Here is a 23,885-nt window from a genome sequence, read left to right as displayed (position 1 = left end):
GATCAACGATCCGTCGCCCTCTTCCGTATGCCAGGAAGCGGGGTGCCGCTCAGGCGTCGCCGACGCTGATGAGCTGCAGCAGCCCCTCACCCGAGGACGAGACGGTGGCGAGCACGGCGGATGACTCCTGCGTCTCCTGAATGAGGGAGCGGTAGGCCGAGGTGACCTCGTCGCGCTGCACGGGATCGGCGACGCGCCCGCCGGCGAGGATGCGGGGCACCAGCACCATGCCGCCGGTGCGGACCAGGCGCAGGCCGTGCTCGACGTAGTCGATGACGTTCTCGGGATCGGCATCGACGAGCACGATGTCGTACGAGGCCTCGTTCATGCGCGGCAGCACGTCGGCGGCGCGACCGGTGATGAAGCGGGCCTTGGTCATCGGGATGCGCGCGTCGGAGAAGGCCTGGCGGGCAGCGGCCAGATGCTCGGGCTCGTTGTCGATCGACGTCAGCACGGCCTGGGGTGCGCCCCGCAGCAGCCAGAGACCGGAGACGCCCGCTCCGGCGCCGATCTCGACGATCGAACGAGCGCCCGTCGCTGCGGCGAGCACGGCGATCTGCGACCCGACGGCAGCGCTGATCGGGTTCGCGCCCAGCTCGACGGCGTGCGCGCGGGCGCGGGCGATCGGCGACGGCTCCACGATGGTCTCGCGGATGAGACGTGCGTTCGCATCGTTCTCGCTCATTGCCTGTTTCTCCCGACTCGGATATGTGTTCTCTCAGGGTATGCGCTCGGTGCGCGGCACAACCGCAGGCGCGGCGGTAGCCTGGACAGATGCAGTTCGGGATCACCTTCGAGAAGCTGCTGCTGATCGGTCTGATCGCTGCGCTGCTCATCGGACCGGAGCGGTTGCCACGGTACGCGGAGAGCGTCGCCAAGCTCGCTCGGCGTGCCGGCGAGTTCCTGCGGGACACCAAGTCCCGCGTGCGCGATGAGATGGGGCCGGAGATCGACGACGTCGATTGGCGCAAGCTCGACCCGCGCCAGTACGACCCGCGTCGCATCATCCGCGACGCGCTCTTCGAGGACGACGGGTCGCCGTCGCCCGCTCGCGCCGAGACGGTGGTGGCGGAGCCCGAGGTCAAGCCGGTGCGGACCCCGAAGGTGCGTCCCGAGTTCTCGCTGTCGACCCCGCCGCCGTACGACCGCGAAGCCACCTGACCTCGACGCCGTCTGACTTCGACGCCACTGAGATCGGGCGCGATCAGCCGATCAGCGAGCGCAGCCGGGCGATATCCTCGTCCGACACAAGCGAACGCGGGACCGCTGTGACCGCTGTGCTCCCGCTGATCCGGAAGATCACTGCGTCGCGCCCTGCACGCAGGCCCTGGAACGTCGTGTACGGGATGTCCGAGGTCCGCGTTCCGGCACCGATCTGCAGCGCGGTCTCGCCGAGCCGTACCCACACCGTCGTGCCGGGAGGCGTCGCCGCCCGCACGGCCCTCCTGGCACCCGCAATCGTCATGACGACCGCGTAGAGCATCAGTCCGATGCTCAGGACGGGCAGCAGGCCGGAGATGCCCTCCCTCACCCCGGGCGCACGGAGGTTCAGGATGCTGAGCACCAGCGCGGCGGTGAGAGCCACCCACATCACGATCGCCACCGGGCGCGTCAGTGCGTAGATCGCGGCGTCGCGGGCCATCCCGCGCAGAAGCCGTTCGTCGACGGTGAGGCTCATGATCGTCCTATCCCAGCGTCATCGGGAGAGAGCGTCCGGCGAGGCGGCGCCCCTGAGTCGCGAGTGTCGTGGCGAGCTCCCGGATCGCTGCGGCAGCCGCATCCGAGGTGTCGCCGAGGACGATCGGCACACCCTCGTCGCCGCCGGCCCGCAGCGCGGGGCTGAGGGGGATGCTGGCCAGCAGCGGCACCTGCTCCGTCTCCGAGAGCGCTGCGGCGACGGCAGCGCCGCCCCCGGAGCCGAACAGGTCGATGACGGTGCCGTCTGGCAGGGCGAACGCGGCCATGTTCTCGATGACGCCGATCACGCGCTGGCCGGTCTGACGTGCGACGAGGCCGCTGCGGATGGCGACATCGGAGGCCGCCGCCTGCGGTGTGGTGACGACGAGGACCTCGGCGTGGGGGAGCAGCTGCCCGATCGAGATCGCGATGTCGCCGGTGCCCGGTGGCATGTCGATCAGCAGGATGTCGAGGTCGCCGAAGAACACGTCGGTCAGGAACTGCTGCACGGTGCGGTGCAGCATCGGCCCGCGCCACGCGACGACGGCCTCGCCGTCGCGGAGGAACATGCCGATCGAGATGGTCTTCACCCCGTGCGCCACCGGGGGCAGCATGAGGTCGTCGATGCGGGTCGGCTGGGTGCCGGCGGGAATCCCGAGCAGACCGGGGATCGAGAAGCCGTGCACGTCCGCGTCGACGAGACCCACCGACAGCCCCTGAGCCGCGAGGGCTGCGGCGAGGTTCGCCGTGACGGTGGACTTGCCCACACCGCCCTTGCCGCTGGAGACCAGGATCACGCGGGTGAGCGAGTCGGGGCCGAACGGCATCTGGCGGGGAGGGCGTCCGTCTCGGAGCTTCTCGGTCAGCGCCTTGCGCTCTGCGGGTGTCATCACGCCCACATCGACCGCGACGTCGCGGACGCCCTCGACCGAGGCCGCTGCCGCCCGCACATCGGACTCGATCCGTGCGGCAGCCGGGCATCCGACGATCGTCAGCACGATGCCGACCTGGGCGAGTCCGTCGGTCACGGTGATCTCCCGCACCATGTCGAGGTCCCCGATCGGACGCCGCAGCTCCGGATCGGTGACGGCGGCGACGGCGGTGCGGACGGCGTCGGCAGCGGTCATGAGGACGGTCGGCCGGTGGATCGGCGGTCGCCGGGAGTCTCGTCCTGCTCGCCGAGTTCAGCCAGCAGCGCCTTGAGCTCGTGGCGCAGGACGTCGCGCGTGACGACCTGCGAGTTGCGCTCCTCGAGCGACATGCGCAGCGCCACGATCTCGCGCGCCAGGTACTCGGTGTCGGCGAGGTTGCGCTCGGCCCGCTGTCGGTCCTGCTCGATCTGGACCCGGTCGCGGTCGTCCTGACGGTTCTGCGCGAGCAGGATCAGGGGAGCCGCGTACGACGCCTGCAGCGAGAGCATGAGCGTGAGGGCGGTGAAGCCGAGCGCCGCGTCATCGAAGCGCAGGTGGTCGGGAAGGAGCGTGTTCCAGCAGATCCACAGGACGCAGAACAGCGTCAGGATCAGCAGGAAGGCCGGCGTGCCCATGGCGCGGGCGACCCACTCGGTGAACCGACCGAACCGGTCGCGCGACGTCGATCGCTGTCGCGAAGTGCCGCGTCCGAGCGGCGCGTCGAGGCGTGGAGACCGGGAGCGTGCCATCAGCGCACCTCCTTCGGGGCGGTCGGCTCGTCGCTGTCATGTGTGCGCCAGTCGTCGGGCAGCAGGTAGTCGAGCACGTCGTCGATGCTGATCGCGCCGACGAGGCGGTGCGCGGCGTCGATGACGGGCAGCGAGACGAGGTCGTAGCTCGCGAGCATCCTGGCGACCTCTGCGGCGGATGCCGTGACGCGCACGGGTTCGAGGCTGTCGTCCATGATCGCGCCGAGCCGCTCATGCGGCGGGTAGCGCAGCATCCGCTGGAAGTGCACCATGCCGAGCAGGCGACCGGTCGGCGTCTCGAAAGGAGGCAGCGTGACGAACACGGCCGCGGCCAGGGCGGGATGCAGCTCGTGTCGGCGGATCAGCGCGAGCGCCTCGGCCACGGTCGCATCGGCCGAGAGGATGATCGGCTCGGGGGTCATCAGGCCGCCGGCGGTGTCGGGGCCGTAGCGGAGCAGCATCCTGACGTCCTCGGCCTCCTCCGGCTCCATCAGCTCGAGGAGCTGCTCGAGACGACTCGGAGGCAGCTGCGCGAGGAGGTCGGCGGCGTCATCCGGCTCCATCTGATCGAGGATGTCCGCGGCGCGCTCGTCGCCGAGCCGGTCGAGGATGTGCACCTGCTCGTCTTCGGGCATCTCCTCGAGGGCGTCGGCGAGCCGGTCGTCGGAGAGCTCCTCGGCGACCTCGATCATCCGCTGCTGCGGCAGGTCGAGCAGCGTGTTCGCGAGGTCGGCCGCATGCAGCTCGGAGTACGACGCGACGAGCTGCTCTGCGGACTGGGACTCTCCGGGAGACCGCTGCTCCGCGACCTCGTTCCACGCGGCGAACGTCGTCGGGCCCTTCGCGAAGGGGGAGGCACTGGTCTTCGGTCGACGCAGGAACAGCTGGCTGATCGCCCACTCGCCCAGACGGTTGGGTTCGATCGCGACGTCCTCGATCACCGCGGAGCCGCTGCCGTCGACGAGGCTCACCCGCCGGCCGAGGAGCTCGGCGAGCACGCGCACCTCTCCGGCACGGGGTGAGAACCGCCGCACGTTGATGAGCCCGGTGCTGATGACCTGCCCCGCTCGGATCGAGGTCACCCGTCCGATGGAGAGGAACACCTGTCGGCGCCCCGGAATCTCGACGACCAGGCCGATCACGCGGGGGGCGGCGGTACTTCGGTACACGATGACGACATCACGGACTTTGCCGAGCCGGTCGCCCACGGGGTCGAAGACGGCGCACCCTGCAAGGCGCGCGGCGAATACCCGTTGTGTGCTCACCCGTCCAGCGTAGTGCGCAGGGCCTGTGCAGGTGCCGCCGACGGGTCACGCGGGAGGCTCGGGACCGCCCACTGCCGTCCGGCTCATCGACAGGCATGGAACAATGGCGGGATGAGCATGCTCAACCGTCCAGCTGACAGCCGCGATGAAGGCGAGATCGTCGCCTCCACCCGCGATTACGAAGGTGCCCAGAAGACGGTGTCGAAACTGATCGCCGAGGACGTGCCCGCGCGCGACATCGCGATCGTCGGCCAGAGCGTCCGTACGGTCGAACGGATCACCGGCCGGCTCGGCTACGCCGCAGCGGCACGGTCCGGTGCCGTCAACGGCGTCCTCATCGGCCTGTTCCTCTCCGCCATCCTCGTGATCGGGAACCCCGAGGTGCCCATCCAGCTCTTCGTCGGCTTCGTGTTCATCGGTGTCGCCCTCGGCATGCTGCTGAGCCTCGTGACCTACGCGATCGTGCGCCGGCGTCGCGACTTCGCGAGCATCACCCAGTTCGCCGCCGACCACTACGAGGTCCGGGTGCAGGCATCCTCGCTCGCGAAGGCGCGTCTGGCTCTCGGTGCGGCGACGCCCGCTCCGGTGCGCGCGCCGGTCAACCTCGACGAGCCGCCGCGCTACGGCGAGCGGATCACGCCGGGCGCCCAGCCCGCACCGACTCCTCCCGCACCGACTCCTCCCGCACCGGAGGAGCCCGCTGCCGGGTCCTCGCCTGTTCCTGCCGCGGAACCCACTCCGCCGCTGGGAGGTCCGGACGCTCCTCCGTCGGACCCCGCCGTTCCGCCGCGCCCGGCCGAGCCCGCCGCTCCTCCGATCGATGAACCGCAGCAGCCGGGCACGCCCGGTGTGCCGCCGACGTCGGCGGGCACGGCCTGATGGCCGACGCGCCTCGCGAGGCGGGCCAGAGCCCGCAGCCGTACTCGGTGCCCGCGCACCCGCCCGTGCCGCCGGCACCGCCCGCCGCGCCGGGAGGCTCGGGACAGGTCTCCGCGCCGGTGTACGGCGATCTGCCGCCTCAGGCTCCCGGGTACGTCCACCCTCCGTCGCAGGGCTACGCCCCGCCGCAGGCGCCCGGGCACGTCCAGCCTCACGTGTCTGGGCCGGGGTATGCACCGCCTCAGGCTCCCGGGTACGTCCAGCCTCAGCCGCAGGGGTACGCCCCGCCTCAGGCTCCCGGCGCCTACCCGACCGGCGGATACCCCGCAGGCACCTACCCGGCGGCCGTCCCGCCACGGGGACTGCTGCCCTGGGCGCTCGGGCTCCTGATCCTGTTCCCGGTTCCTTTCCTGGGTGGACTCCTGTCGGGAATCGCCATGGCGGTGAGCGGAGGAGCGTCGCGCCGGTTCGGCGGTGTCGCCCGCGAGAACGCGCGTGCTGCACTGAACTGGGGCCTCACCTACCTGCTGGTGTCGACGGTCCTCATCGTCTCGCACTTCGTGATCCTCTTCACGCTCACCGAGGACTCGCCCGCCACCGGGTTCTATCCGATCGGCATCCCGATCACCGTGTACTTCGCGTTGTCGCTGCTCCACCTCGTCCTCGTGATCGTCGGCATGGTGCGCGCCTCGAGCGGCAAGGTGATGCGCGTGCCCTTCGCGATCCCGTACCTGCGCGCCTGATGACCGAGATCCGCGTCGAGCTGCCCACCGGCACGACGACAGTCTCGGCCGACTGGGCGGGCGACGGCGACGGCGCGATCGTCGTGATCGCCCATGGAGCGGGCACCGGCAAGGACCATCCCTTCCTCCTCGGATTCTCGGATGCGCTGGTCGAACACGGCTTCCGGACGCTCCGGTTCAACTTCCCGTACGTCGAGCAGGGGCGGCGGATGCCCGGACCGGCTGCACACGCGATCGCCACGTGGCGCGCAGTCGTCGATGTCGCGCGACAGCGGGCTCCCGAGGCGCCGATCTGGGCCGCGGGGAAGTCGTACGGCGGTCGGATGGCCTCGATGGCCGTCGCGGAGGGACTCGTCGTCGACGGCCTCGCCTACCTCGGCTACCCGCTGCACGCACCGGGCAAGCCCGAGAAGCCCCGTGCCGAGCACCTGCCGGCGATCGCGATCCCGCAGCTGTTCGTGGAGGGCACGAACGACCCGTTCATCCAGCCGCTGTCGCAGTTCGAGGACGTCGTCGCCACCTGTCAGGACGCGCGGGTGGTCTGGATCGACGGCGGTGGCCACACCTTCGAGATCAAGGGACAGCGGCGGCCGGCATCCGAGATCGGCGCGTCGCTCGCACCGATCGTCGCGGAGTTCGCCACCTAGTCACCCGATCGCGGACAGGTCCGGATCGTCGAGCAGCCGCCGCATGGTCGAGAGGCCGAGTGCGCTCATCGGCGGGTTCGAGCGCTCGTAGAACCAGACCAGGCCCATCGCCTGCTGGAGCGCCCACGCGGCGCCGCGCCGCCATTCGGCGATCCCGACGCCCAGGTCGACGCGGATCAGCTCGCGCCGACGCTCATCGAAGAGATGCCAGCACACGACGAGATCGAGCGCCCGATCGGCGGGACCGAAGCCGCCGCCGTCGAGCACCCCGGACAGGCGGTCCTGCGAGACGAGCAGATTGAACGGCGTGAGGTCGCGATGACTCATGACGTCGGGACCGACGGAGGGAAGCTCGCGCAGCCCGGCCCACAGCCGTCGCACCCGATCGGCGTCGAGCAGGTGCGCGCTCTTCCCGATGCACTCGGCGACCCACCCGTCGTGGTCGGTGAGCGTGCCCCCTCTGCCGCGCCCGTCGAAGGAGCGTCCGCGGACGGGTGCCGCGCGCAGTGCGGAGACCATCGCGACGACGTCGAGGGCGAGCAGATCCGACGACTCATGGTCCATCGGGCTCGCCGGTACACCGGGCAGCCACGTCTGCACCGACCAGGCGGAGGGGTAGTCCGGCGTCGGCTGGCCCACGCCGTACGGCCGCGGTGACGGGATGACACTGATCTCCGCCAGCTCCGCCAGGGCGTCCGATTCGGCGCGCACCACGGCCTCCGATTCGGGCAGGAGCGGGAACCGCGCTGCCAGGTCGTCGCCGATCCGGATGATCGTGTTGACCGTGCCGGCGGTGTGCACCCGCCGTACCGGCGCGGAGGTGAGCTCGGGGAAGCGCTGCGCGATCAGTCGCTCGGCGTCGTGGTCCGAGAGGCCGAGCTCACCCTCGTGCATGCCGGTGCGTCAGCCCTGCACTCGCGCGATCCAGGCCTCGACCTCGTCGGCGGTGCGCGGGATGTCGGCGGACAGGTTGACGGGTCCGTCCTCGGTCATCAGGATGTCGTCCTCGATGCGCACGCCGATCCCGCGGTACTCGGCCGGAACGGTGAGGTCGTCGATCTGGAAGTACAGTCCCGGCTCGATCGTGAACACCATGCCAGGAGCGAGGATGCCGTCGTAGTACATCTCGCGACGCGCCTGCGCGCAGTCGTGCACGTCGATGCCGAGGTGGTGCGAGGTGCCGTGCACCATGTAGCGGCGGTGCTGTCCTCCGGCGTCTGCGTCGAGGGCCTCCTCGGCGGACACCGGGAGCAGGCCCCACTCGGCCACGCGGGCGGCGATCACACGCATCGCGGCCTCGTGCACCTCGCGGAAGCGCACGCCGATCCTGGCTGCTTCGAAGGCGGCGTCCGCGGCCTCACGCACCGTCTCGTACACCCGCCGCTGCACCTCGGTGAAGGTGCCGGAGACGGGCAGGGTGCGGGTGATGTCGGCCGTGTAGAGGCTGTCGGCCTCGACACCCGCGTCGACGAGGATCAGGTCGCCGGGGACGACAGTGCCGTCGTTGCGGGTCCAGTGCAGGTAGCAGGCGTGCGGACCCGAGGCCGCGATCGTGTCGTACCCCTCGCCGTTCCCGTCCTCACGCGCACGTCGGTGGAACACGCCCTCGACGACGCGCTCGCCCCGCGCGTGCGCGACGGCATCGGGGAGGGAGCGGATGACGTCCTCGAACCCCTGGGCCGTGATGTCGACGGCACGGCGCATCTCGCCGATCTCGTACTCGTCCTTGATCAGACGCAGCTCCGAGACGAAGCGGGTGAGGTCGTCGTGCTCGTCGAGCACGAGCTCGCCGTCGGCGGCCGCGAAGTCATGCAGGTGGGCGGTGGCGAGGCCGAGGTCCGCCGCCACGCCCTCGAGCGAGGGGCGGGGGCCGATCCAGAACTCGCCGACCGTGGCATCCGCGTAGAACTCCGTCGTCGTCCGGTCGGCGCGCTCGCGAAAGAACAGGGTGACGTCGTGCCCGGAGTCGGTCGGGTCGAAGACCAGGATCGAATCGGGCTCGGCATCCGACGCCCACCCGGTGAGATGCGCGAACGCGGAGTGGGCGCGGTACGGGTAGTCGGTGTCGTTGCTGCGCTGCTTCAAGGAGCCGGCCGGGATCACCAGGCGCTGGCCGGGGAAGGCCGCTGAGACGGCGGCGCGACGGGCGGCGGCGAACGACGCCTGGGCGCGCGGTGCCGGGATGGACTCCGGCCGCTCGGCCCATCCGGTCGAGATCGTGTCGAGGAATCCGCGCGGGAAGGGCTGCTTGCGGTTCGTCGTGGTGCTCGCGGGGGCGGCGGTCTCGGTGGTGGGCTCTGCGATCGTGTCGCGCTCTGCGGTGCTCATCCCACCAGTCTGTCACCTGCGGACGGACCTCGGGATGTCAGCCGACGGGCTCGAGCTGCACGACGAGGCCGCGGTGATCGCTGCCGCCTCCGCCGCCGATCACCACCGAGCCGGTGGGCGTCCAGTTCGGTGAGGCCATGACGTGGTCGATCGGGGTGCTGAGCAGTGCAGGCAGCGAGCTCGGCCAGGTGCCGCTGAAGCCGTTGCCCGTGCGCGACGCCGCATCGCGGCAGTAGCCCATGTCGCCGCCGTCGACCCCGAGGCCAGCCATGTGATCGATCGTCGCGTTGAAGTCGCCGGCCAGCAGGAAGTCGCCGGCGGGGCACTGGTCCGCGATCCAGCGCAGGTCGCTCTGCCATTGGGCCATGTCCTCCATGCGCGGAGCGACGGCGTGCACGGCGACGATGGCCGGTCCGCTCCCGTCGATCGGCATCAGCACGGCGGAGGGCACCGAGCCGGTGTTGTTCGAGCCGTCCTCCGAGGATTCGATGACGGAGTACTCGCCGAGGTCGGGCGAGACGAGCACTGTCGTGTGCCAGGACTTGGGGCCGTCGACCACATCGGGCTTGAACTGCACGTGGTGCACCCACATGGGATGCCCCTGCTCGCGCAGCATCACGGCGATCTGCTCGCCGACCTCCTCGGTGGTCTCGGGAAGCGCGACGACATCGGCGCCGCGATCGAGGATCTGCTGGGCGATCTCGTCGGCGGAGACCTCGTCGCCCGCGGTGTTCCAGGTGAGCACCCGGATGCTCGACTCCGTGGGCTCGGGGAGCGTGTCCGCGCCGAAACCGCGCAGGAAGCCGATCGCTCCGGTCGCCGCCGCGCCCAGCAGTGCCACGATCAGGACGGACGCCGCGAATCCGCGGAGGGGCTTCGCGAGCAGGAGCAGCAGGGAGAGGACGGCGACGACCAGGAAAGCGGCAAGGACCACGCCGCGTGCGGCCACGATCTGCGCGAACGGGTAGGTCTGCTCGAGATGGAAGAACTGCGGCCACACCACGACGGCCGTCGCGATCGCGAGCAGCACGGTGAAGAGGATCCCCAGTAGTCGAAACATCCCCACAAGCCTAGAAGTCCTCTCTGTGAAGTCCCTGCCGCGGAGGCCGCGCGTCCGACGGTCGCGTCCGCCGGCCGCCGCCATCGGTACGCTCGGAGGATGGCCGTCGCTCCCTCATCCCGCTTCGCTGGTCCTGCGGACCTGCACATGCACTCCAACCACTCGGACGGCACCCAATCGCCCGCCGAGGTCGTGCGGCAGGCGCACGCGCACGGGGTGCGCACCCTCGCGCTCACCGACCACGACCGCACGACCGGCTGGGACGAGGCCGCCGAGGCGAGCGTGGCGCTCGGCATGACCTTCATCCCGGGGATGGAGCTCTCCGCGAAGCACGAGTGGCGCAGCGTCCACGTCCTGGGCTACCTGTTCGACCCGCTCGATGCCGACCTGGTCGCCGAGACGGATCGCATCCGCGGCGACCGCATCGGCCGCGCGGAGCGGATCGTGCGCAGCATCGGCCGGGACTACGACCTGGACTGGGAGGACGTGCTGGCCCAGACCACCCTGGATGCCACGGTGGGACGACCCCACATCGCCGATGCCCTCATCGCGCGCGGGATCGTCCGCGATCGCACGGAGGCCTTCGACGGCATCCTGCATCCTCGCGAGGGGTACTACGAGCCGCACTATGCGCCGGACCCGCTGACCGCGGTCCGGCTGATCACGGGCGCCGGGGGAGTGCCGATCATCGCGCATCCCGTCACGGCGGGACGCGACCGGATGATGCCTGTGCCGTTCATCGAGCGGCTGATCGATGCGGGGCTCGGCGGATTCGAGATCGACCATCGCGAGAACACCGAGGCGGGCAAGCGGACCCTGCATGCCATCGCCGCGTCGCACGACCTGATCGTGACGGGTTCGAGCGACTACCACGGCGCGGGCAAACCCAATCTCCCCGGCGAGAACACGACGTCGGACGAGATGGTGGAGCGACTCATCGAGCGGGCGACCGGTAGCACGCCCCGCTACCCCTGATCCTGGGCGTCCTGTCGGGCTACTCCCTGCTCGCTGTCGAGCGGCTCGGATACGGTTCGAGGCATGCAGCGAGCCACCCCGTTGGAGCATCGCATCGATGCGATCGCCCACCGCCTGTTGCAGGACGCGTCCGCGAGTGGAGTCCGCGCCTGGATCCTCGAATTCGGAGTGTTCGTGCTGAAGCAGGCATGGGCCTGCATCTTCGGAGCGCTGCTGCTGATCGCGATCGTCGCCGCGCGGCTCTGGTACCCCGATGACGCGCTCGTCGCCCGCAACGATGCGCTCACCATCACCGCCGTCCTGATCCAGATCGGGATGCTGGCCGCTCGCCTGGAGACGGGGCGCGAGGTCTGGGTGGTCGTGATGTTCCACATCACCGGAACGGCGATGGAGCTCTTCAAGACGGATGTCGGGTCGTGGGCGTATGCCGCAGACGGCATCCTGCGCATCGGGGGAGTGCCGCTCTTCAGCGGCTTCATGTACGCCGCTGTCGGGTCGTACATGGTCAGGGTGCACCGGCTCTTCGACCTGGGCTTCACGCGCTATCCGGCCCGCTGGCTGACCACGGTCGTCGCGGCGGCGATCTACCTCAACTTCTTCACCCATCACTGGTGGTGGGATGCCCGGTGGGTGCTGCTCGGAGCAGTCGTGCTGCTCTGGTCGCCGACGATCATGCACGCGCGGGTGTGGAGGCGGACGCTCCGGGTCCCGCTCCTCCTCGTGTTCGCGGGAGTCGCCGTGTTCATCTACCTGGCGGAGAACATCGGCACCTGGGCCGGTGCCTGGGCCTACCCCGACCAGGTCATCGCCTGGCAGCCCGTGTCCGCGAGCAAGCTGAGCTCATGGTTCCTGCTGATGATCATCTCGGTCGTGATGGTCACCTGGGTCTATCCGCCTCGGCGACCCCTGCCCGGCCGGCGGACGACAGAGGGGGCGGATGCCGCTGCTGCAGCATCCGCCCCCTCAGAGGTCGATCAGGCTCCGGCGACCGGAGCGGCACCCGCCCCGCCGGAACCGCCGCGACGACGGCGACGGCGACGAGCCGGTGCCGGCTTGCCGTCGTGATGCTCCTTGCCCGCACCGTCGTGGGTTCCGCCGCCATCGGCGCCACGATCAGCGGTCGGGGCGGACGGCGACTCGTTGCCTGAGGTGTCTGCGGTCCCCTCGGCGAACGTCGATCCGACCGGGTTCGCACCGCCGCGCCGACGACGACGACGACGCGTGCCGCCCTCCTCGGTGCCTTCGGCGGCGGCATCCGCCGCACGCTCGGGGCGAGGCGCACGCTCGGTCTTCACCGACTGCGTCTTGGGTGCGGACACCAGGCGGCCCTTGGTGCCGGCCGGGATGTCGAGGTCTTCATACAGCTGGGGGCTCGACGAGTAGATCTCGACGGGCTCCGGCTGACCGAACTCGAGGGCGCGGTTGATCAGGGCCCACTTGTGCAGGTCCTCCCAGTCGACGAAGGTCACCGCGATGCCGGTCTTGCCGGCGCGGCCGGTGCGGCCGGCGCGGTGCAGGTACGTCTTGTCCTCGTCGGGAATGGTGTGGTTGATGACGTGGGTCACGTCGTCGACGTCGATGCCGCGCGCCGCGACGTCGGTGGCCACGAGCACGTCCCTCTTGCCCGCCTTGAAGGCGGCCATCGAGCGCTCGCGCTGGTCCTGGCCCATGTCGCCGTGCACGCCGCCGACGTTGAAGCCCCGGTCGCCAAGTTCGTCGACCAGGCGCTGCGCCGCGCGCTTGGTGCGGGTGAAGATCACGGTCTTGCCGCGGCCCTCGGCCTGCAGGATGCGGGCGATGATCTCGTCCTTGTCGAGCGAGTGGGCGCGGTACACGAGGTGCTTGATGTTGGCCTGCGTGAGTCCCTCATCGGGGTCGCTCGCCCGGATGTGGATCGGGTTCGACATGAACCGACGAGCCAGGGCGACGATGGGCCCGGGCATGGTGGCCGAGAACAGCTGGGTGTGGCGCACTGCGGGAACGCGCTGGAAGATCTTCTCGATGTCGGCGAGGAAGCCGAGGTCGAGCATCTTGTCGGCCTCGTCGAGCACGACCTCTGTCGCGTTCGAGAGGTCGAGGAGACGCTGGCCCGCCAGGTCGATGAGACGACCCGGGGTGCCGACGACGATCTGCGCTCCGGCCTTGAGCTGGTCGATCTGGCCCTCGTACGCCTTGCCGCCGTAGATCGCGACCACACTGGTCGAGCGGTTGCTGGTCAGCAGGTCGATGTCCTCGTAGACCTGCACCGCGAGCTCGCGGGTGGGGACGACGATGAGCGCCTTGACGCCGTGCTCCGGGTTCTGACCGAGGCGCTGCACGACGGGGATGCCGAAGCCGAAGGTCTTTCCGGTGCCGGTCTTGGCCTGGCCGATGATGTCCTGGCCGGGAAGGCCGAGGGGGATGGTCTGCTCCTGGATCGGGAATGCGTCGACGATGCCCTTGGAGGCGAGTGCGTCGACGATGTCCTGATCCACTCCGAGATCAGCGAAGGTAGTCAATGTTCAGATGCCTGTCCGGCGACCTGCGAAGATCGCCAATTTCACGGATCCACGCCGTCTCTTGTGCCACAGGCGCGGGCCCCGCTCCGACGGCGGGGACGGGACCAGCCTACCCGAGCGGGTGGCGGGGCCCGGAAGAGACGCGTCGCCCGAGTATTGTGAACCCCGTGGTGAACTGGTTCTGGAAGCGAAGGACGCCCCGGCGCACACTGACGTTGCGCACCCGAGGCGATCAGGGCACGGCGACGCGCGTGGACTTCGCCGAGCTCGCGCCGGAGCTCAACCGGTTCCTCGGTCAGGCCGCCTATCTGCAGCTCGGCTACTTCGAGACCCTGACGCGGCTGATCAGGGCGACGCCGGAGCTCTCCGAGAAGGAGGCGCTGTCTCGCGCCGCCGGTGCCGCACTCACCAAGCATCGCGCGATCGTCGACGTGATCGCCGAGCGGGGCGACGACCCCACGCAGCTGATGCTGCCGTTCCGGGAGAACCTCGACGCGTTCCGCCGCAAGACGATCGGCGCGCGTCCGCGGGAGACGCTGCTCGCGGTCTACATCACCGCCGGCATGCTCGACGACTTCTACTTCGCGCTGGCCTCGAGCTATGGAGAGACCGGCGAGCGGGTCGCCGCGATCCTCAGCGAGGACGACGCGCGTCACGAGATCGTCGCGATCATCCAGGAGACCATCGACGGCGACGGCGAGTGGCGTTCGCTCCTGTCGATGTGGGCGCGTCGTCTGGTCGGCGACACGATCCTGGTGTGCCGGTCCGCGCTGCGCCAGCCCGAGCTCGCGGCGATGAGCGAGGACCGCGTCGAGCTGGTCTACACCGAGCTCATGGGCGCGCATGCGCGTCGCATGGACGCGATGGGGCTCGCCTCGTAGGTCACGCCGCGATCGTCGCGGCGACGGCCGGCTCGGCCCGCAGCCGCTCGAGTCGGCGGGTCAGCCGCCACGCGATGACGGCCGGTATCGCGCCGAGCACGCCGAACGAGATGTCGATGAGCTGCCATCCGAGCGGGATCCCGCGGATGCTCCCGGCGATGAGCGCCAGCGGGACGATGCCCACGCACGCGATCACACCGAACTGGATGACCCAGATGTTGCGGACCGGGTCGACCAGGGGGCCGATGAACACGACGGCTATGACGAGGTGCGCGAAGGCGAGCCAGTCGGTGCCGTAGGAGATGAAGGGGTACCGCGAGTCGACATCCACGAGGGCGTCGGCCACGCGGTCGACCCAGGCGACCGCGTCGGGGAACCAGGCGACGAGCGGGCTGTCGTGCAGGACGCTCGACGCGAAGCCGAGCTCCAGGCGCAACGGGAACGCCGTGATGCCGCTGATCACGAGACCGAGCATCAGCGCCACGAGGCTGAAGCGGATCCCGCGCAGCGTGCGGCGCTCGTCCACGACGCTCAGATGCCGAGGGCGGCTCTGGCCGAGGCATCCGACCGGCGCCGCACGGCGACGAGGGCTGCCGTCGCCGCAGCGGCGATCACCACCGAACCCAGCACGCTCGCGAGCCACAGCCAGATGCTGTCCTCACCGACGCCCAGCCACTGCATCCCCGTGTAGATCGCCGCGGCCAGGGCCGTGGCGATCGCGGGCGTCACGGCCACGCCGCGCAGCTCTCGGCCGCCGATCACGTAATGGGCGGCGATGCCGAGCACGCACGCCCCGATGAGTGCGAGAAGGATGTACATCGCGGTGTCAGGCGAAGAAGCCGACGCGACGGGACTCCTCGGTGCCGAGCTCGATGTAGGCGAGGTTCGCGGTCGGAACCAGGTACGAGTTGCCCTTCACGTCGGCGAAGCTCAGGTGCGAGGTGTTCTGCTCGAGAGCCGAGGACACCTGGCTGCGGACCTCGTCCGCACTCGATGCGGTCTCGAAGCTGAGTTCACGGCCGGTGTTGATGATGCCGATGCGGATTTCCACGCGTACTCCTGTTTTCCAGTCGACGATGCTGTGGTCGAGTCGACCTCGGGGGCCGACGACTGCGCCCAACTCTACCGGGCGCCGCGACGGCCGGGACCGCCCGGGAGCGCCGTTTCGCCGTGAGCGCACAGCGCGGGGTCGCCGCTCGCCGCGCGCCGATGTCGGTGTGCCGCAGTAGCGTGGAGGACATGACTGAGGATGCTGCGCAGAGGGCCGTCGTCGGCGCAGCGGTGACCGCCTCCGGAGTCATCATCGGCGGTCCGGGCACGGGCAAGACCCGCACGCTCACCGATCGGGTGGTGCACCTGCTCGACGGTGAGGGCATGCGGCCGGAGGAGCTCCTCGTCCTGACTCCGAGCCGGCAGGCGGCGACCGCCCTCCGCGACCGCATCGGGGTGCGCATCGGGCAGGCGACCCCGGGGCCCCTGGCCAGATCGCTCGGGTCGTTCGCATTCCAGGTGGTGCGCGGGGCGATGGTCCGAGCGGGCGCCGAGCCCCCCGCACTTCTCACCGGAGCCGACCAGGACCGCCTGATCGCGGAACTCCTCGCCGGCGATGCCGAAGACGGCCGCATCGGGTGGCCCGAGGCGCTGAGTCCGTCCGTCCGCGCGTCGAAGGGCTTCCGCTCGGAACTCCGAGCGTTCGTGGCCGAGTGCGTCGAGCTCGGCGCCCGACCGGATGAGCTGCGCGCGGCCGGCGACGACGCCTGGTCCGCCGTGGCGGACTTCCTCGTCGAGTATCGGGCGGTGCTCGACCTCGCGCGGGCCTCGCATCGGGATGCGGCCGACCTCCTCGCCGAGGCCTGCGCGATCCTGCAGCTCGCAGAGCCCGCGGCATTGGGGCCGCTCGCCGACCTGAAAGCCGTGCTCATCGACGATGCGCAGGAGCTGACCAGGGGAGGCATCGCGGTGGTGAAGGCGCTCCGTGCGAGGGGCGTCGCGGTGCTCGCCTTCGGCGATCCCGACATCTCCTCGGGCGCCTTCCGCGGCGCCAGTCCTGAGCTCTTCGCGCAGCTGGCCACCGCACTGGGAGAGGTGCACGTCCTCGACGCCCCGCATCGTCAGACTCCGGCGCTGACCGCTCTGACGCGGACCGTGACCCAGGCGATCGGAGCTGCAGGGCGCGTCGACCACCGACGGGCGCCCACCCCCCTCGATGCGGATGACGAGAGCGCCGCCTCCGACGTCACCACCTTCGTCGCCCCGTCGCCCCATGAGGAGCTGGATCGCATCGCCGGCGTCATGCGCGAATGGCACCTCGTCGAGGGCATCGCCTGGGATCGCATGGCCGTGATCGCCCACGACACCCGGCAGGTGTCGCAGCTCGAGTCCGAACTCGCCGCTCGCGAGATCCCCACGCGTGCGGCGGGAGTGCAGCGGCCTCTCGGCAGCGAGTCGATCGTCCGCGACATCGTCGGCGTCGTCAGACTGGCCCTCACCTCGCCCGAGCAGCGCACACCTCAGGAATGGGAGGAAGCGCTGCGGACCCCCTTCGGAGGCATGGACGCGATCGGACTCCGGCGACTCCGCGCCAGACTGCGCCACATCGAACTCGAGAACGGCGGCTCCACTCCGGCGCGCGAGCTGCTGCGCCAGGCACTGACGTCGCCGGACCATCTCACCCTGATCGACTCGCAGGAGTCGCGTACGGCGGCACGCTTCGCCGCGACGGTCGGCGAGATCAGCAAGGGGGCGGCGGCCGGCGAGACGATCCACGACCTGCTGTGGCGGGTCTGGGATCAGGCGAGGGCCGTCGACGGGCGCCGGCTCCAGATCGCCTGGCGGGAGATGTCCCTGCAGACCAGCGGTGCCGAGACGGCGCGGGCCCTCGACGCGCTCGTGTCGCTGTTCGGCGCCGCCAAGCGCTTCGTCGAGCGGACGCCGAACGAGCGGCCCGAGGTGTTCGTGCGCGACATCCTCGACAGCGAGGTGCCGGAGGACTCTCTCTCCAGCCCCGACCGGCCGGGGCGCGTCACGCTCCTCACGCCCGCGACGGCTCTGGGAACCGAGTTCGACGTCGTGGTGGTGGCCGGCGTGCAGGACGGCGTCTGGCCCAACGTGCGCCCCCGCGGGGGGATGCTGCAGACCTGGCGCCTCGCCGACGCACTGCTCACCGCACGCACCGGGATCCAAGGCGACGCGCCGGACGCCCTGGATCGACGTCGCGCGGCTCTGCACGACGAGCTGCGGCTCTTCGTGCGCGCGATCTCCCGGGCACGACGACGCCTGCTCATCACCGCCGTCGACGACGACGACCTCACGCCGAGTCCGTTCTTCGCCTTCCTGCCGACGCCCGAGCCTCCTGAGCTGCATGCGTCGGCGGAGCATCCGCTGACGCTCCGAGGCCTCGTCGCACGTCACCGCCGGGTGCTCACCGCCTCGCCGTCCGCGTCGGCTCGCCGCGACGCCGCTGAGCAGCTCGCGGTCCTGGCCCGGGAGGGGGTGCCGGGAGCTGCTCCGTCCGACTGGTACGGCGTGATCGCGCCGACGACGGACGCCGCCCTGCGCGACCTCGAGATCGAGGCGGCGAGGGTCTCGCCGTCCAAGATGGAGTCCTACGAGGAGTGCGGGCTCAACTGGGCGGTCTCGGCTCTGGGCGGCGACACCGTGATGCCGCCGACGGCCGGCATCGGCACGATCGTGCACGAGGCGATGGAGCGGGTGCCCGACGGCGACCTCGAGCGCATGCGCGCCGTCGTCGCCGAGCACTGGCCGGAGCTCGACTTCGAGACTGCCTGGATCGGCCGCAAGGAGCGCCGCAAGGCCGACACGTTCATCGATCGTCTGCACACCTATCTCGGTGACGTGCGCCGCGACGGCGGGCGCGAGCTGGCGAGTGAGGTCGAGTTCCGCTTCGCGGTCGATGTGCCACGCGACGACGAGCAGATACCGACCGTCCGCCCCGTCGGCGAAGACACGGCGAATCAGGCGATCATCCACGGCTACATCGACCGCATCGAGGCGTATCCGCCGGGATCGGGCGATCATCCGCACGCCCGGGGACAGAGATGGCAGCCCATCACGGGCGGTGCCGAGAGCGGAGAGCGGGTGGTCGTGGTCGACCTCAAGACCGGCAAGAGCGACCCGGAGTCGGAGCAGGGCGTGGTCGAGCATGCGCAGCTCGCCGCTTACCAGATCGCCGTACAGCAGGGGCTCGTGCCGGGGGCTGCTGCGGATGCGCTCGCCGGGGCGCGTCTCGTGATCGTCTCGAAGACGCTGTCCAAGAGCGACTACCGCGTCGCGCATCAGCATCCGCTCGACGACGAAGCCCGGTCGGCGTTCCTGCGCAGGGTGGGGGAGGCTGCACGAGGGATGTCGGCATCGAGCTTCACCGCCCAGGTCGAGTCGCACTGCGCCGACACGCAGCGCCGCATCAACCCCTGTCGCATCCACACCGTCCCGGCGGTGAGCGCATGAGCACAGCGATCGATCTCGTCACCGGCGCGACTGCGACGTGGCCAGGCGCACTCGGCATCTCCGCGACCGATGTCGCCGCGGCACTCGGACAGCCGCCGCCGACGCCGGCGCAGCAGCGGGTCATCGAGGCTCCGCCGACGCCCGCGCTGGTCGTGGCCGGTGCCGGCAGTGGCAAGACCGAGACGATGTCGGGGCGTGTGGTCTGGCTCGTCGCCAACGGACATGTCCGCCGCGACGAGGTGCTCGGACTCACCTTCACCCGCAAGGCCGCCGGCGAGCTGGCCGAGCGGATCGGGGCACGACTCGGGGTGATCGACGAGTACGGGCGCCGGGGGCTGCTGCCTTTCCTGCCCGAGATCGTCGCATCCGGGGCGCTGCGACGGGTGGATGACGCGGCGCCCGGGCGCCAGCGAGAGCTCGTCCGGCTCCACGTGCTCGATGAGCTCACGCAGGCATACGGCACCGGATGGACGCCTGCCACCCCGCGCCCCGCCGACGAGCTCCTGATCCGGCCGCGGGTGTCGACCTACAACGCCTTCGCGGACGGCATCGTGCGCGAGCACGCGGCCAGGATCGGCCGGGACAGCGACGTCGCGATGCTGAGCCAGGCGGCGTCGTGGATGCTGGCGCGCGAGGTGGTCCTCCGATCCGATCTCCCCGAGCTCGAGGAGATCGACTTCGCCCTCGGTACCGTGATCGATGCGGTGCAGCGTCTCGCGGGCGACGTGCTGGATCACCGTGTCGATCTCGACAGGGCCGTGCGGATCGCGCGTGACCAGGCGACAGCCTTCGAGCCGTACCGGGGCAACGGCGACGTCGACAAGGCGGCGGGCAATCTGCTCGGACTCGGCACTCTCGCCGAGCTCGTGCGCGACTACATCGCGGAGAAGAGCAGGCGCGGTGTGCTGGACTTCGCCGATCAGGTCGGCGGCGCCTACGACATCGTCGAGTCCGCCCCGGATGTGCGTGCCGAACTGCGCGAACAGCACAGGGTCGTGCTCCTCGACGAGTACCAGGACACGTCGGTGATCCAGACGAGGTTCCTCGCTGAGCTCTTCCGGGACTCGGCGGTGATGGCCGTCGGCGATCCGCATCAGTCCATCTACGGCTGGCGAGGTGCGAGCGCCGACAACCTCTACGCGTTCGCTGGCACGTTCGCGAGCCGGCCGGAGAGCACCGAGACGTACAGCCTGATGACGAGCTGGCGCAACGACAGCAGCATCCTCGACGTCGCCAACCGGGTGCTCGTGCCGCTGCAGCGCCCCGGTCTGGATGTGCCCCCGCTCGAGCCGCGCCCCGGCGCGGGAGCAGGCGCGGTCGAGGTGCGGTATCCGTTCACCGTCGACGACGAGGCGCAGCAGGTGGCGGCCTGGTTCGCCGAGCGTCGCGAGGCGCATGCACCGTCCTCGGAGAAGCCGCACACGGGCGCGATCCTGTTCCGCTCGAAGCGGCATATGCAGACCTTCGCGGCTGCGCTCGCCGCCGAGGGCGTGCCGCACCGCATCCTCGGGCTCGGAGGCCTTCTCTCGACCCCCGAGGTCGTCGACGTGGTGTCGACGCTGCGGGTGGTGCACGACCCGACCGCGGGCTCGGCTCTGATCAGACTCCTCACCGGACCGCGATTCGCCGTGGGCGTCGCCGACATGGCGGCGCTCTACGACCTCGGGCGCACCCTCTCCGAGCGCGATACGGCGATGATGCCCCTTCCGGAGGAGGTCCGTCTGCGACTGCGCTCCTCCCGGGGCGCCGACGAGGCCGTCTCGATCATCGATGCGGTCGACGTGGTGCGCGCTGTGCGTGACGACTACCGGCTGCTCGAGGGCATCACCCCGGAGGGACGATCGCGCATCCGCGCGGCGGGGGAGATGCTCGAGAGGCTGCGTCGTGCGTCCTCGCAGCCGATCCCCGAACTGATCCGCCTCATCGAGCTCGAGCTGCGGCTCGACATCGAGCTCGCGGCGAACGAGACCAGAGGGCCGGCGCGTGTGGCGGCGACGCAGCTGCGCGCCTTCTCCGATGAGGTGCGCGCGTTCCTCACGGCAGATGAGCGCGGTACGATCGGCAGTCTTCTCGCCTGGCTCGACAAGGCGGAGAGCACCGACGAGCTGATGCCTCGTCCCGAACCGCCCGAGCCCGGCGTCGTCCAGCTCCTCACGATCCACGGGTCCAAAGGCCTCGAATGGGATGCGGTGGCGGTCGTGCGTCTGGTCGCCGACGAGCTCCCGAGCCGGGTCTCCGACACCTCGGGGTGGTTCGGCTTCGGCGTCGTGCCGTTCGCGCTGCGTGGCGATCGAGACGCCCTTCCACGCTTCCAGTGGGACCCGGAGTCCGCCATGGGCGCCGAGACCGACCCGAAGAAGAGGCAGGCGCTGGCACAGTCCTCCCTGTCCGGCGGCGTCTCGAAGGCGAATCCGCAGGGGGGTGCTCTGCGGCGGTTCAAGGACGCCTACCGCGAATACCAGCAGCAGGAGGAGCGACGCCTCGCGTACGTGGCGGTGACCAGGGCGAAGACCGACCTGCTGCTCAGCGGCTCGCACTGGGCGGGGCAGAAGTCCCCGCGCGTTCCGAGCCCGTATCTCGTCGAGGCCATGGAGGTGCTCGGCTTCGACCCGATCGACCCCGTCGACCCCGATGAGAACCCCTACGAGGGTCCTGGAGCGACGCTGACGTGGCCGCTCGACCCGCTCGGCGCCCGCCGGAGCGTCGTCGAATCGGCGGCACAGGCGGTCCGAGACGCCGCTGCACGCGAGCCGGTCGCCTCGCCGGAGCTGACCCGGCTGCTGGCCGAACGGGCCGCCCGGATGCGCGGCACCGATGCACCGCCGCCGACACGCGTGCCCGCCTCGCGCTTCAAGGACTATGTGACGGACTTCGGTGGAACGCTGTCGTCGATCGTGCGGCCGATGCCCGAGCGTCCGTACCGGCAGACGCGGCTCGGCACGCTGTTCCACGCCTGGGTCGAGCGGCGCAGCGAGCTGGTCGGTGTGGGGCAGCGCGTCGACGAGGCGCTGTGGGAGCTCGACGACGATGTTCCGGCGGACGGTGCGGAGTTCGGCGGCGCCGAGGTGTCGTCGGCGGATGCGGCGGACCTCGCCACCCTCCAGGAGATCTTCGAGCACAGCGAGTGGGGCGCGCTCGCACCCATCGCGGTCGAGATCGAGATCGACTTCGCGCTCGGTGGCAGCTCGGACGCGAACGAAGACGGCCACATCGTGATCTGCAAGCTCGACGCCGTCTACCGACGGGAAGACCGCGGAGGTCGCATCGAGATCGTCGACTGGAAGACCGGACGGGCGCCGCGCACGGCCGAGGAGCGGGAGGAGCGGATGCTGCAGCTCGCGCTCTACCGCCTCGCGTATCACCGCAGGTTCGGTGTGCCGCTCGAGGAGATCGACGTCGCCCTGTACTACGTCGCGGACGACCTCGTCATCCGAGGCGACCGGATCTACACCGAGTCGGAGCTCTTCCAGCGCTGGAGCGCCGCCCGAGCAGCACGCTGAGCCTCGTCCTCCGGAGAACCCTCGTCCGTGCCCTCGCCCGATGTCTCGGCGTTCGTCGTGGTGTCCGACCGATCCGGGCGAGCGCTCGGACGATCCTCGTCGCTCTCCTCCGCCGATCCGCTGCGGACATCCCCGCCACGGACGGCCGAGAGGTCCTCCGTCTCGAGTCCGCCGACCTCGAGGCGCCGCGCCGCGTCGGTGGCGGCCTCCGAGAGGTCGCTCGTGCCGTCGTCGTCGTGCCACAGCTCGTTCGGGTTGTAGGCGTCGGTCTGCATGGAGGTGTCGGCGGTCGACGCGGCGCTCGCGGGTACGCGGTCCAGCGCATCCAGCGCGGAATCCACTCCGGCCGTGCGCGAGGCGATGACACCCAGATCGTCGCTGTGCAGACCCTCCGCCAGGGACTCCAGAAGTGCGGCCGCGTCGTCGACGATGTCCGGCCGGCGCAGCGAATCGCCGTGTACCAGCCAGCGCGCGAACTCGAGCTCGGCGAGCAGGCGGGCGCGCACCTCGAGGGCAGGATCCGGAACCCGGTCGGATGCTCGCGCGTAGGCGGCGTGGACGTCGTCGGCCGCCTCGGGAGCCGTGGAGAGCCAGGACAGATCGACGGCGGGATCTCCGACCGCAAGCGAGTGCCAGCCGATGATCCCGGTGACCTCCGGGCCGCGGTCGGGATGGTCGTCGAAGACGAACGAGGTCGCCTGGACGCCCCCGAGCACGACGGTGGATTCGAAACGCCAGAGCTCGTCGTCCGCGACGGCGTCGCGCCACCGGACCGTGAGCCGTGCGGGAACGCGCCCGGTGGACGCCGCGGAATCGATCAGTCGTTCCAGTTCGTCGCGCGTCTCCTGGGCGGAGCGGGTGATGAGACCGGCGCCGCGCACGACGGAGACAGGGAGAGCGTGCACCGCGGCGATCGCCGCGCCCATGGACTCTGCGGCTCCCCGCCCTGCGGGCACCAGGGAGGCCTCGATCTGGAAGCCGGGCAGCAGCTCGGTCACGAGAGCGCGCGCCTCGGACAGACGCGTCTCCCCGATGTACTCCGGAGCCGAGAACGGCAGCATGGCGCGGGCTCCGGCCGTCAGCGCGCGCAGGGCGAGGGCTTCGGCGGCGAGCTCGCGGGCGGCTTCGTCGTCGTCCGCCACTCGGATCGCGAGTTCGCGACCGTCGGCGAGCGTGGCCACCGCGGAGTCGAAACGACCGTCGCCGTCAGCGGTCAGAACGCGGGCCCCGGTCACCTCCGCGCCGGGCAGTGCGGCAGTCACCGCCGCGGCTAGAGTGAAAGGAGAGCGTCCCATACCCCCAGGG

Annotated in this window: 22 protein-coding genes; 9 read left to right on the top strand and 13 right to left on the bottom strand. The window is 70.5% G+C overall.

Going from position 1 to position 23,885, the window contains the following annotated elements; genetic code table 11:
* Positions 1-49: 49 nt before the first annotated feature.
* Positions 50-685 (bottom strand): O-methyltransferase, encoded by a 636-nt coding sequence (locus ACESK8_RS04415; protein WP_372967446.1) that lies wholly within the window; start codon positions 683-685, stop codon positions 50-52.
* A gap of 89 nt (positions 686-774) precedes the next feature.
* Here ACESK8_RS04415 and ACESK8_RS04410 point away from each other — a divergent pair, with 89 nt between their 5' ends.
* Positions 775-1,161, top strand: coding sequence for a hypothetical protein (locus ACESK8_RS04410; protein ID WP_060926973.1), 387 nt, complete (start codon positions 775-777; stop codon positions 1,159-1,161).
* A gap of 43 nt (positions 1,162-1,204) precedes the next feature.
* Here ACESK8_RS04410 and ACESK8_RS04405 read toward each other — a convergent pair whose 3' ends face one another.
* Genes ACESK8_RS04405 through ACESK8_RS04390 form a run of 4 tightly spaced genes read right to left on the bottom strand, consistent with a single transcriptional unit; the run spans position 1,205 to position 4,602 of the window.
* Positions 1,205-1,678, bottom strand: a complete 474-nt coding sequence (locus ACESK8_RS04405) for a YcxB family protein (RefSeq protein WP_372967445.1) — start codon at positions 1,676-1,678, stop codon at positions 1,205-1,207.
* A gap of 7 nt (positions 1,679-1,685) precedes the next feature.
* Positions 1,686-2,804, bottom strand: coding sequence for a P-loop NTPase (locus ACESK8_RS04400; protein WP_372967444.1), 1,119 nt, complete (start codon positions 2,802-2,804; stop codon positions 1,686-1,688).
* Positions 2,801-3,337 (bottom strand): DUF1003 domain-containing protein, encoded by a 537-nt coding sequence (locus ACESK8_RS04395; protein WP_372967443.1) that lies wholly within the window; start codon positions 3,335-3,337, stop codon positions 2,801-2,803. The genes ACESK8_RS04400 and ACESK8_RS04395 overlap by 4 nt, the downstream gene beginning before the upstream one ends.
* A complete protein-coding gene (locus ACESK8_RS04390) occupies positions 3,337-4,602 on the bottom strand; it encodes a magnesium transporter MgtE N-terminal domain-containing protein (RefSeq protein ID WP_060926977.1) in 1,266 nt (421 codons plus the stop codon). The genes ACESK8_RS04395 and ACESK8_RS04390 overlap by 1 nt, the downstream gene beginning before the upstream one ends.
* A 111-nt stretch (positions 4,603-4,713) precedes the next feature.
* Here ACESK8_RS04390 and ACESK8_RS04385 point away from each other — a divergent pair, with 111 nt between their 5' ends.
* From ACESK8_RS04385 to ACESK8_RS04375, 3 genes are read left to right on the top strand one after another with little or no spacing between them, the layout of a single operon-like run.
* Complete coding sequence (locus tag ACESK8_RS04385; protein WP_372967442.1) at positions 4,714-5,481, top strand: general stress protein; 768 nt, start codon at positions 4,714-4,716, stop codon at positions 5,479-5,481.
* Positions 5,481-6,224 carry a DUF4870 domain-containing protein gene (locus ACESK8_RS04380; RefSeq protein WP_372967441.1) on the top strand — a complete coding sequence of 248 codons (744 nt, stop codon included), beginning with the start codon at positions 5,481-5,483 and terminating at the stop codon, positions 6,222-6,224. The genes ACESK8_RS04385 and ACESK8_RS04380 overlap by 1 nt, the downstream gene beginning before the upstream one ends.
* Positions 6,224-6,871, top strand: a complete 648-nt coding sequence (locus tag ACESK8_RS04375) for an alpha/beta family hydrolase (RefSeq protein WP_372967440.1) — start codon at positions 6,224-6,226, stop codon at positions 6,869-6,871. The genes ACESK8_RS04380 and ACESK8_RS04375 overlap by 1 nt, the downstream gene beginning before the upstream one ends.
* Here ACESK8_RS04375 and ACESK8_RS04370 read toward each other — a convergent pair whose 3' ends face one another.
* From ACESK8_RS04370 to ACESK8_RS04360, 3 genes are read right to left on the bottom strand one after another with little or no spacing between them, the layout of a single operon-like run.
* Positions 6,872-7,765, bottom strand: coding sequence for an aminoglycoside phosphotransferase family protein (locus ACESK8_RS04370; RefSeq protein WP_372967439.1), 894 nt, complete (start codon positions 7,763-7,765; stop codon positions 6,872-6,874).
* Positions 7,766-7,774: 9 nt separating this feature from the next.
* The gene (locus tag ACESK8_RS04365) at positions 7,775-9,199 is read right to left on the bottom strand and encodes an aminopeptidase P family protein (protein WP_372967438.1); all 1,425 of its coding nucleotides are present in this window, start codon (positions 9,197-9,199) and stop codon (positions 7,775-7,777) included.
* A gap of 37 nt (positions 9,200-9,236) precedes the next feature.
* Positions 9,237-10,259: an endonuclease/exonuclease/phosphatase family protein gene (locus ACESK8_RS04360; protein WP_372967437.1), complete on the bottom strand. Its 1,023-nt coding sequence runs from the start codon at positions 10,257-10,259 to the stop codon at positions 9,237-9,239.
* A 99-nt stretch (positions 10,260-10,358) separates the two neighbouring features.
* Between ACESK8_RS04360 and ACESK8_RS04355 the strand changes: the two genes are divergently transcribed.
* Together ACESK8_RS04355 and ACESK8_RS04350 are read left to right on the top strand one after the other, a co-directional pair.
* A complete protein-coding gene (locus tag ACESK8_RS04355) occupies positions 10,359-11,234 on the top strand; it encodes a PHP domain-containing protein (RefSeq protein ID WP_372967436.1) in 876 nt (291 codons plus the stop codon).
* A gap of 63 nt (positions 11,235-11,297) precedes the next feature.
* Positions 11,298-12,299 carry a DUF817 domain-containing protein gene (locus tag ACESK8_RS04350; RefSeq protein ID WP_372967435.1) on the top strand — a complete coding sequence of 334 codons (1,002 nt, stop codon included), beginning with the start codon at positions 11,298-11,300 and terminating at the stop codon, positions 12,297-12,299.
* On the opposite strand, the gene ACESK8_RS04345 is transcribed toward ACESK8_RS04350, so the two are convergent.
* A complete protein-coding gene (locus tag ACESK8_RS04345) occupies positions 12,209-13,732 on the bottom strand; it encodes a DEAD/DEAH box helicase (RefSeq protein ID WP_372967434.1) in 1,524 nt (507 codons plus the stop codon). The two genes, ACESK8_RS04350 and ACESK8_RS04345, sit on opposite strands and share 91 nt — an antisense overlap.
* A gap of 167 nt (positions 13,733-13,899) precedes the next feature.
* On the opposite strand from ACESK8_RS04345, the gene ACESK8_RS04340 reads away from it, so the two are divergent.
* A complete protein-coding gene (locus tag ACESK8_RS04340) occupies positions 13,900-14,613 on the top strand; it encodes a ferritin-like fold-containing protein (RefSeq protein WP_060926985.1) in 714 nt (237 codons plus the stop codon).
* Between the two features lies 1 nt (position 14,614).
* Here the strand turns inward: ACESK8_RS04340 and ACESK8_RS04335 are convergent, their stop codons facing one another.
* Genes ACESK8_RS04335 through ACESK8_RS04325 form a run of 3 tightly spaced genes read right to left on the bottom strand, consistent with a single transcriptional unit; the run spans position 14,615 to position 15,664 of the window.
* Complete coding sequence (locus tag ACESK8_RS04335; protein WP_372967433.1) at positions 14,615-15,139, bottom strand: hypothetical protein; 525 nt, start codon at positions 15,137-15,139, stop codon at positions 14,615-14,617.
* A gap of 5 nt (positions 15,140-15,144) precedes the next feature.
* A complete protein-coding gene (locus ACESK8_RS04330) occupies positions 15,145-15,432 on the bottom strand; it encodes a hypothetical protein (RefSeq protein WP_372967432.1) in 288 nt (95 codons plus the stop codon).
* Between the two features lie 7 nt (positions 15,433-15,439).
* Positions 15,440-15,664, bottom strand: a complete 225-nt coding sequence (locus tag ACESK8_RS04325; RefSeq protein ID WP_290161579.1) for a DUF3107 domain-containing protein — start codon at positions 15,662-15,664, stop codon at positions 15,440-15,442.
* Positions 15,665-15,852: 188 nt separating this feature from the next.
* On the opposite strand from ACESK8_RS04325, the gene ACESK8_RS04320 reads away from it, so the two are divergent.
* Together ACESK8_RS04320 and ACESK8_RS04315 are read left to right on the top strand one after the other, a co-directional pair.
* Positions 15,853-19,080, top strand: coding sequence for an ATP-dependent helicase (locus ACESK8_RS04320; protein WP_372967431.1), 3,228 nt, complete (start codon positions 15,853-15,855; stop codon positions 19,078-19,080).
* On the top strand, positions 19,077-22,580 hold the full coding sequence (locus ACESK8_RS04315) for a UvrD-helicase domain-containing protein (protein ID WP_372967430.1): 3,504 nt from the start codon (positions 19,077-19,079) through the stop codon (positions 22,578-22,580). The genes ACESK8_RS04320 and ACESK8_RS04315 overlap by 4 nt, the downstream gene beginning before the upstream one ends.
* Here ACESK8_RS04315 and ACESK8_RS04310 read toward each other — a convergent pair.
* Positions 22,526-23,875, bottom strand: a complete 1,350-nt coding sequence (locus ACESK8_RS04310; protein WP_372967429.1) for a phosphotransferase — start codon at positions 23,873-23,875, stop codon at positions 22,526-22,528. The genes ACESK8_RS04315 and ACESK8_RS04310 overlap by 55 nt on opposite strands.
* Between the last annotated feature and the right edge of the window lie 10 nt (positions 23,876-23,885).

Source organism: Microbacterium sp. (genome assembly GCF_041641055.1).
In the GTDB taxonomy this organism is placed as follows: Bacteria; Actinomycetota; Actinomycetes; order Actinomycetales; family Microbacteriaceae; genus Microbacterium.
Note: the sequence above shows the minus strand (reverse complement) of the source record. Positions and strands in the feature narration are given on the sequence as shown.

Excerpts from the sequence above, each read along its gene's own strand:
- ACESK8_RS04385 (WP_372967442.1), top strand. The coding sequence starts at position 4,714 with ATGAGCATGCTCAACCGTCCAGCTGACAGCCGCGATGAAGGCGAGATC.
- ACESK8_RS04395 (WP_372967443.1), bottom strand. The coding sequence starts at position 3,337 with ATGGCACGCTCCCGGTCTCCACGCCTCGACGCGCCGCTCGGACGCGGC.
- ACESK8_RS04315 (WP_372967430.1), top strand. The coding sequence starts at position 19,077 with ATGAGCACAGCGATCGATCTCGTCACCGGCGCGACTGCGACGTGGCCA.
- ACESK8_RS04370 (WP_372967439.1), bottom strand. The coding sequence starts at position 7,765 with ATGCACGAGGGTGAGCTCGGCCTCTCGGACCACGACGCCGAGCGACTG.
- ACESK8_RS04360 (WP_372967437.1), bottom strand. The coding sequence starts at position 10,259 with ATGTTTCGACTACTGGGGATCCTCTTCACCGTGCTGCTCGCGATCGCG.
- ACESK8_RS04320 (WP_372967431.1), top strand. The coding sequence starts at position 15,853 with ATGACTGAGGATGCTGCGCAGAGGGCCGTCGTCGGCGCAGCGGTGACC.
- ACESK8_RS04310 (WP_372967429.1), bottom strand. The coding sequence starts at position 23,875 with ATGGGACGCTCTCCTTTCACTCTAGCCGCGGCGGTGACTGCCGCACTG.
- ACESK8_RS04350 (WP_372967435.1), top strand. The coding sequence starts at position 11,298 with ATGCAGCGAGCCACCCCGTTGGAGCATCGCATCGATGCGATCGCCCAC.
- ACESK8_RS04375 (WP_372967440.1), top strand. The coding sequence starts at position 6,224 with ATGACCGAGATCCGCGTCGAGCTGCCCACCGGCACGACGACAGTCTCG.
- ACESK8_RS04365 (WP_372967438.1), bottom strand. The coding sequence starts at position 9,199 with ATGAGCACCGCAGAGCGCGACACGATCGCAGAGCCCACCACCGAGACC.
- ACESK8_RS04355 (WP_372967436.1), top strand. The coding sequence starts at position 10,359 with ATGGCCGTCGCTCCCTCATCCCGCTTCGCTGGTCCTGCGGACCTGCAC.
- ACESK8_RS04330 (WP_372967432.1), bottom strand. The coding sequence starts at position 15,432 with ATGTACATCCTTCTCGCACTCATCGGGGCGTGCGTGCTCGGCATCGCC.
- ACESK8_RS04380 (WP_372967441.1), top strand. The coding sequence starts at position 5,481 with ATGGCCGACGCGCCTCGCGAGGCGGGCCAGAGCCCGCAGCCGTACTCG.
- ACESK8_RS04400 (WP_372967444.1), bottom strand. The coding sequence starts at position 2,804 with ATGACCGCTGCCGACGCCGTCCGCACCGCCGTCGCCGCCGTCACCGAT.
- ACESK8_RS04405 (WP_372967445.1), bottom strand. The coding sequence starts at position 1,678 with ATGAGCCTCACCGTCGACGAACGGCTTCTGCGCGGGATGGCCCGCGAC.
- ACESK8_RS04415 (WP_372967446.1), bottom strand. The coding sequence starts at position 685 with ATGAGCGAGAACGATGCGAACGCACGTCTCATCCGCGAGACCATCGTG.
- ACESK8_RS04410 (WP_060926973.1), top strand. The coding sequence starts at position 775 with ATGCAGTTCGGGATCACCTTCGAGAAGCTGCTGCTGATCGGTCTGATC.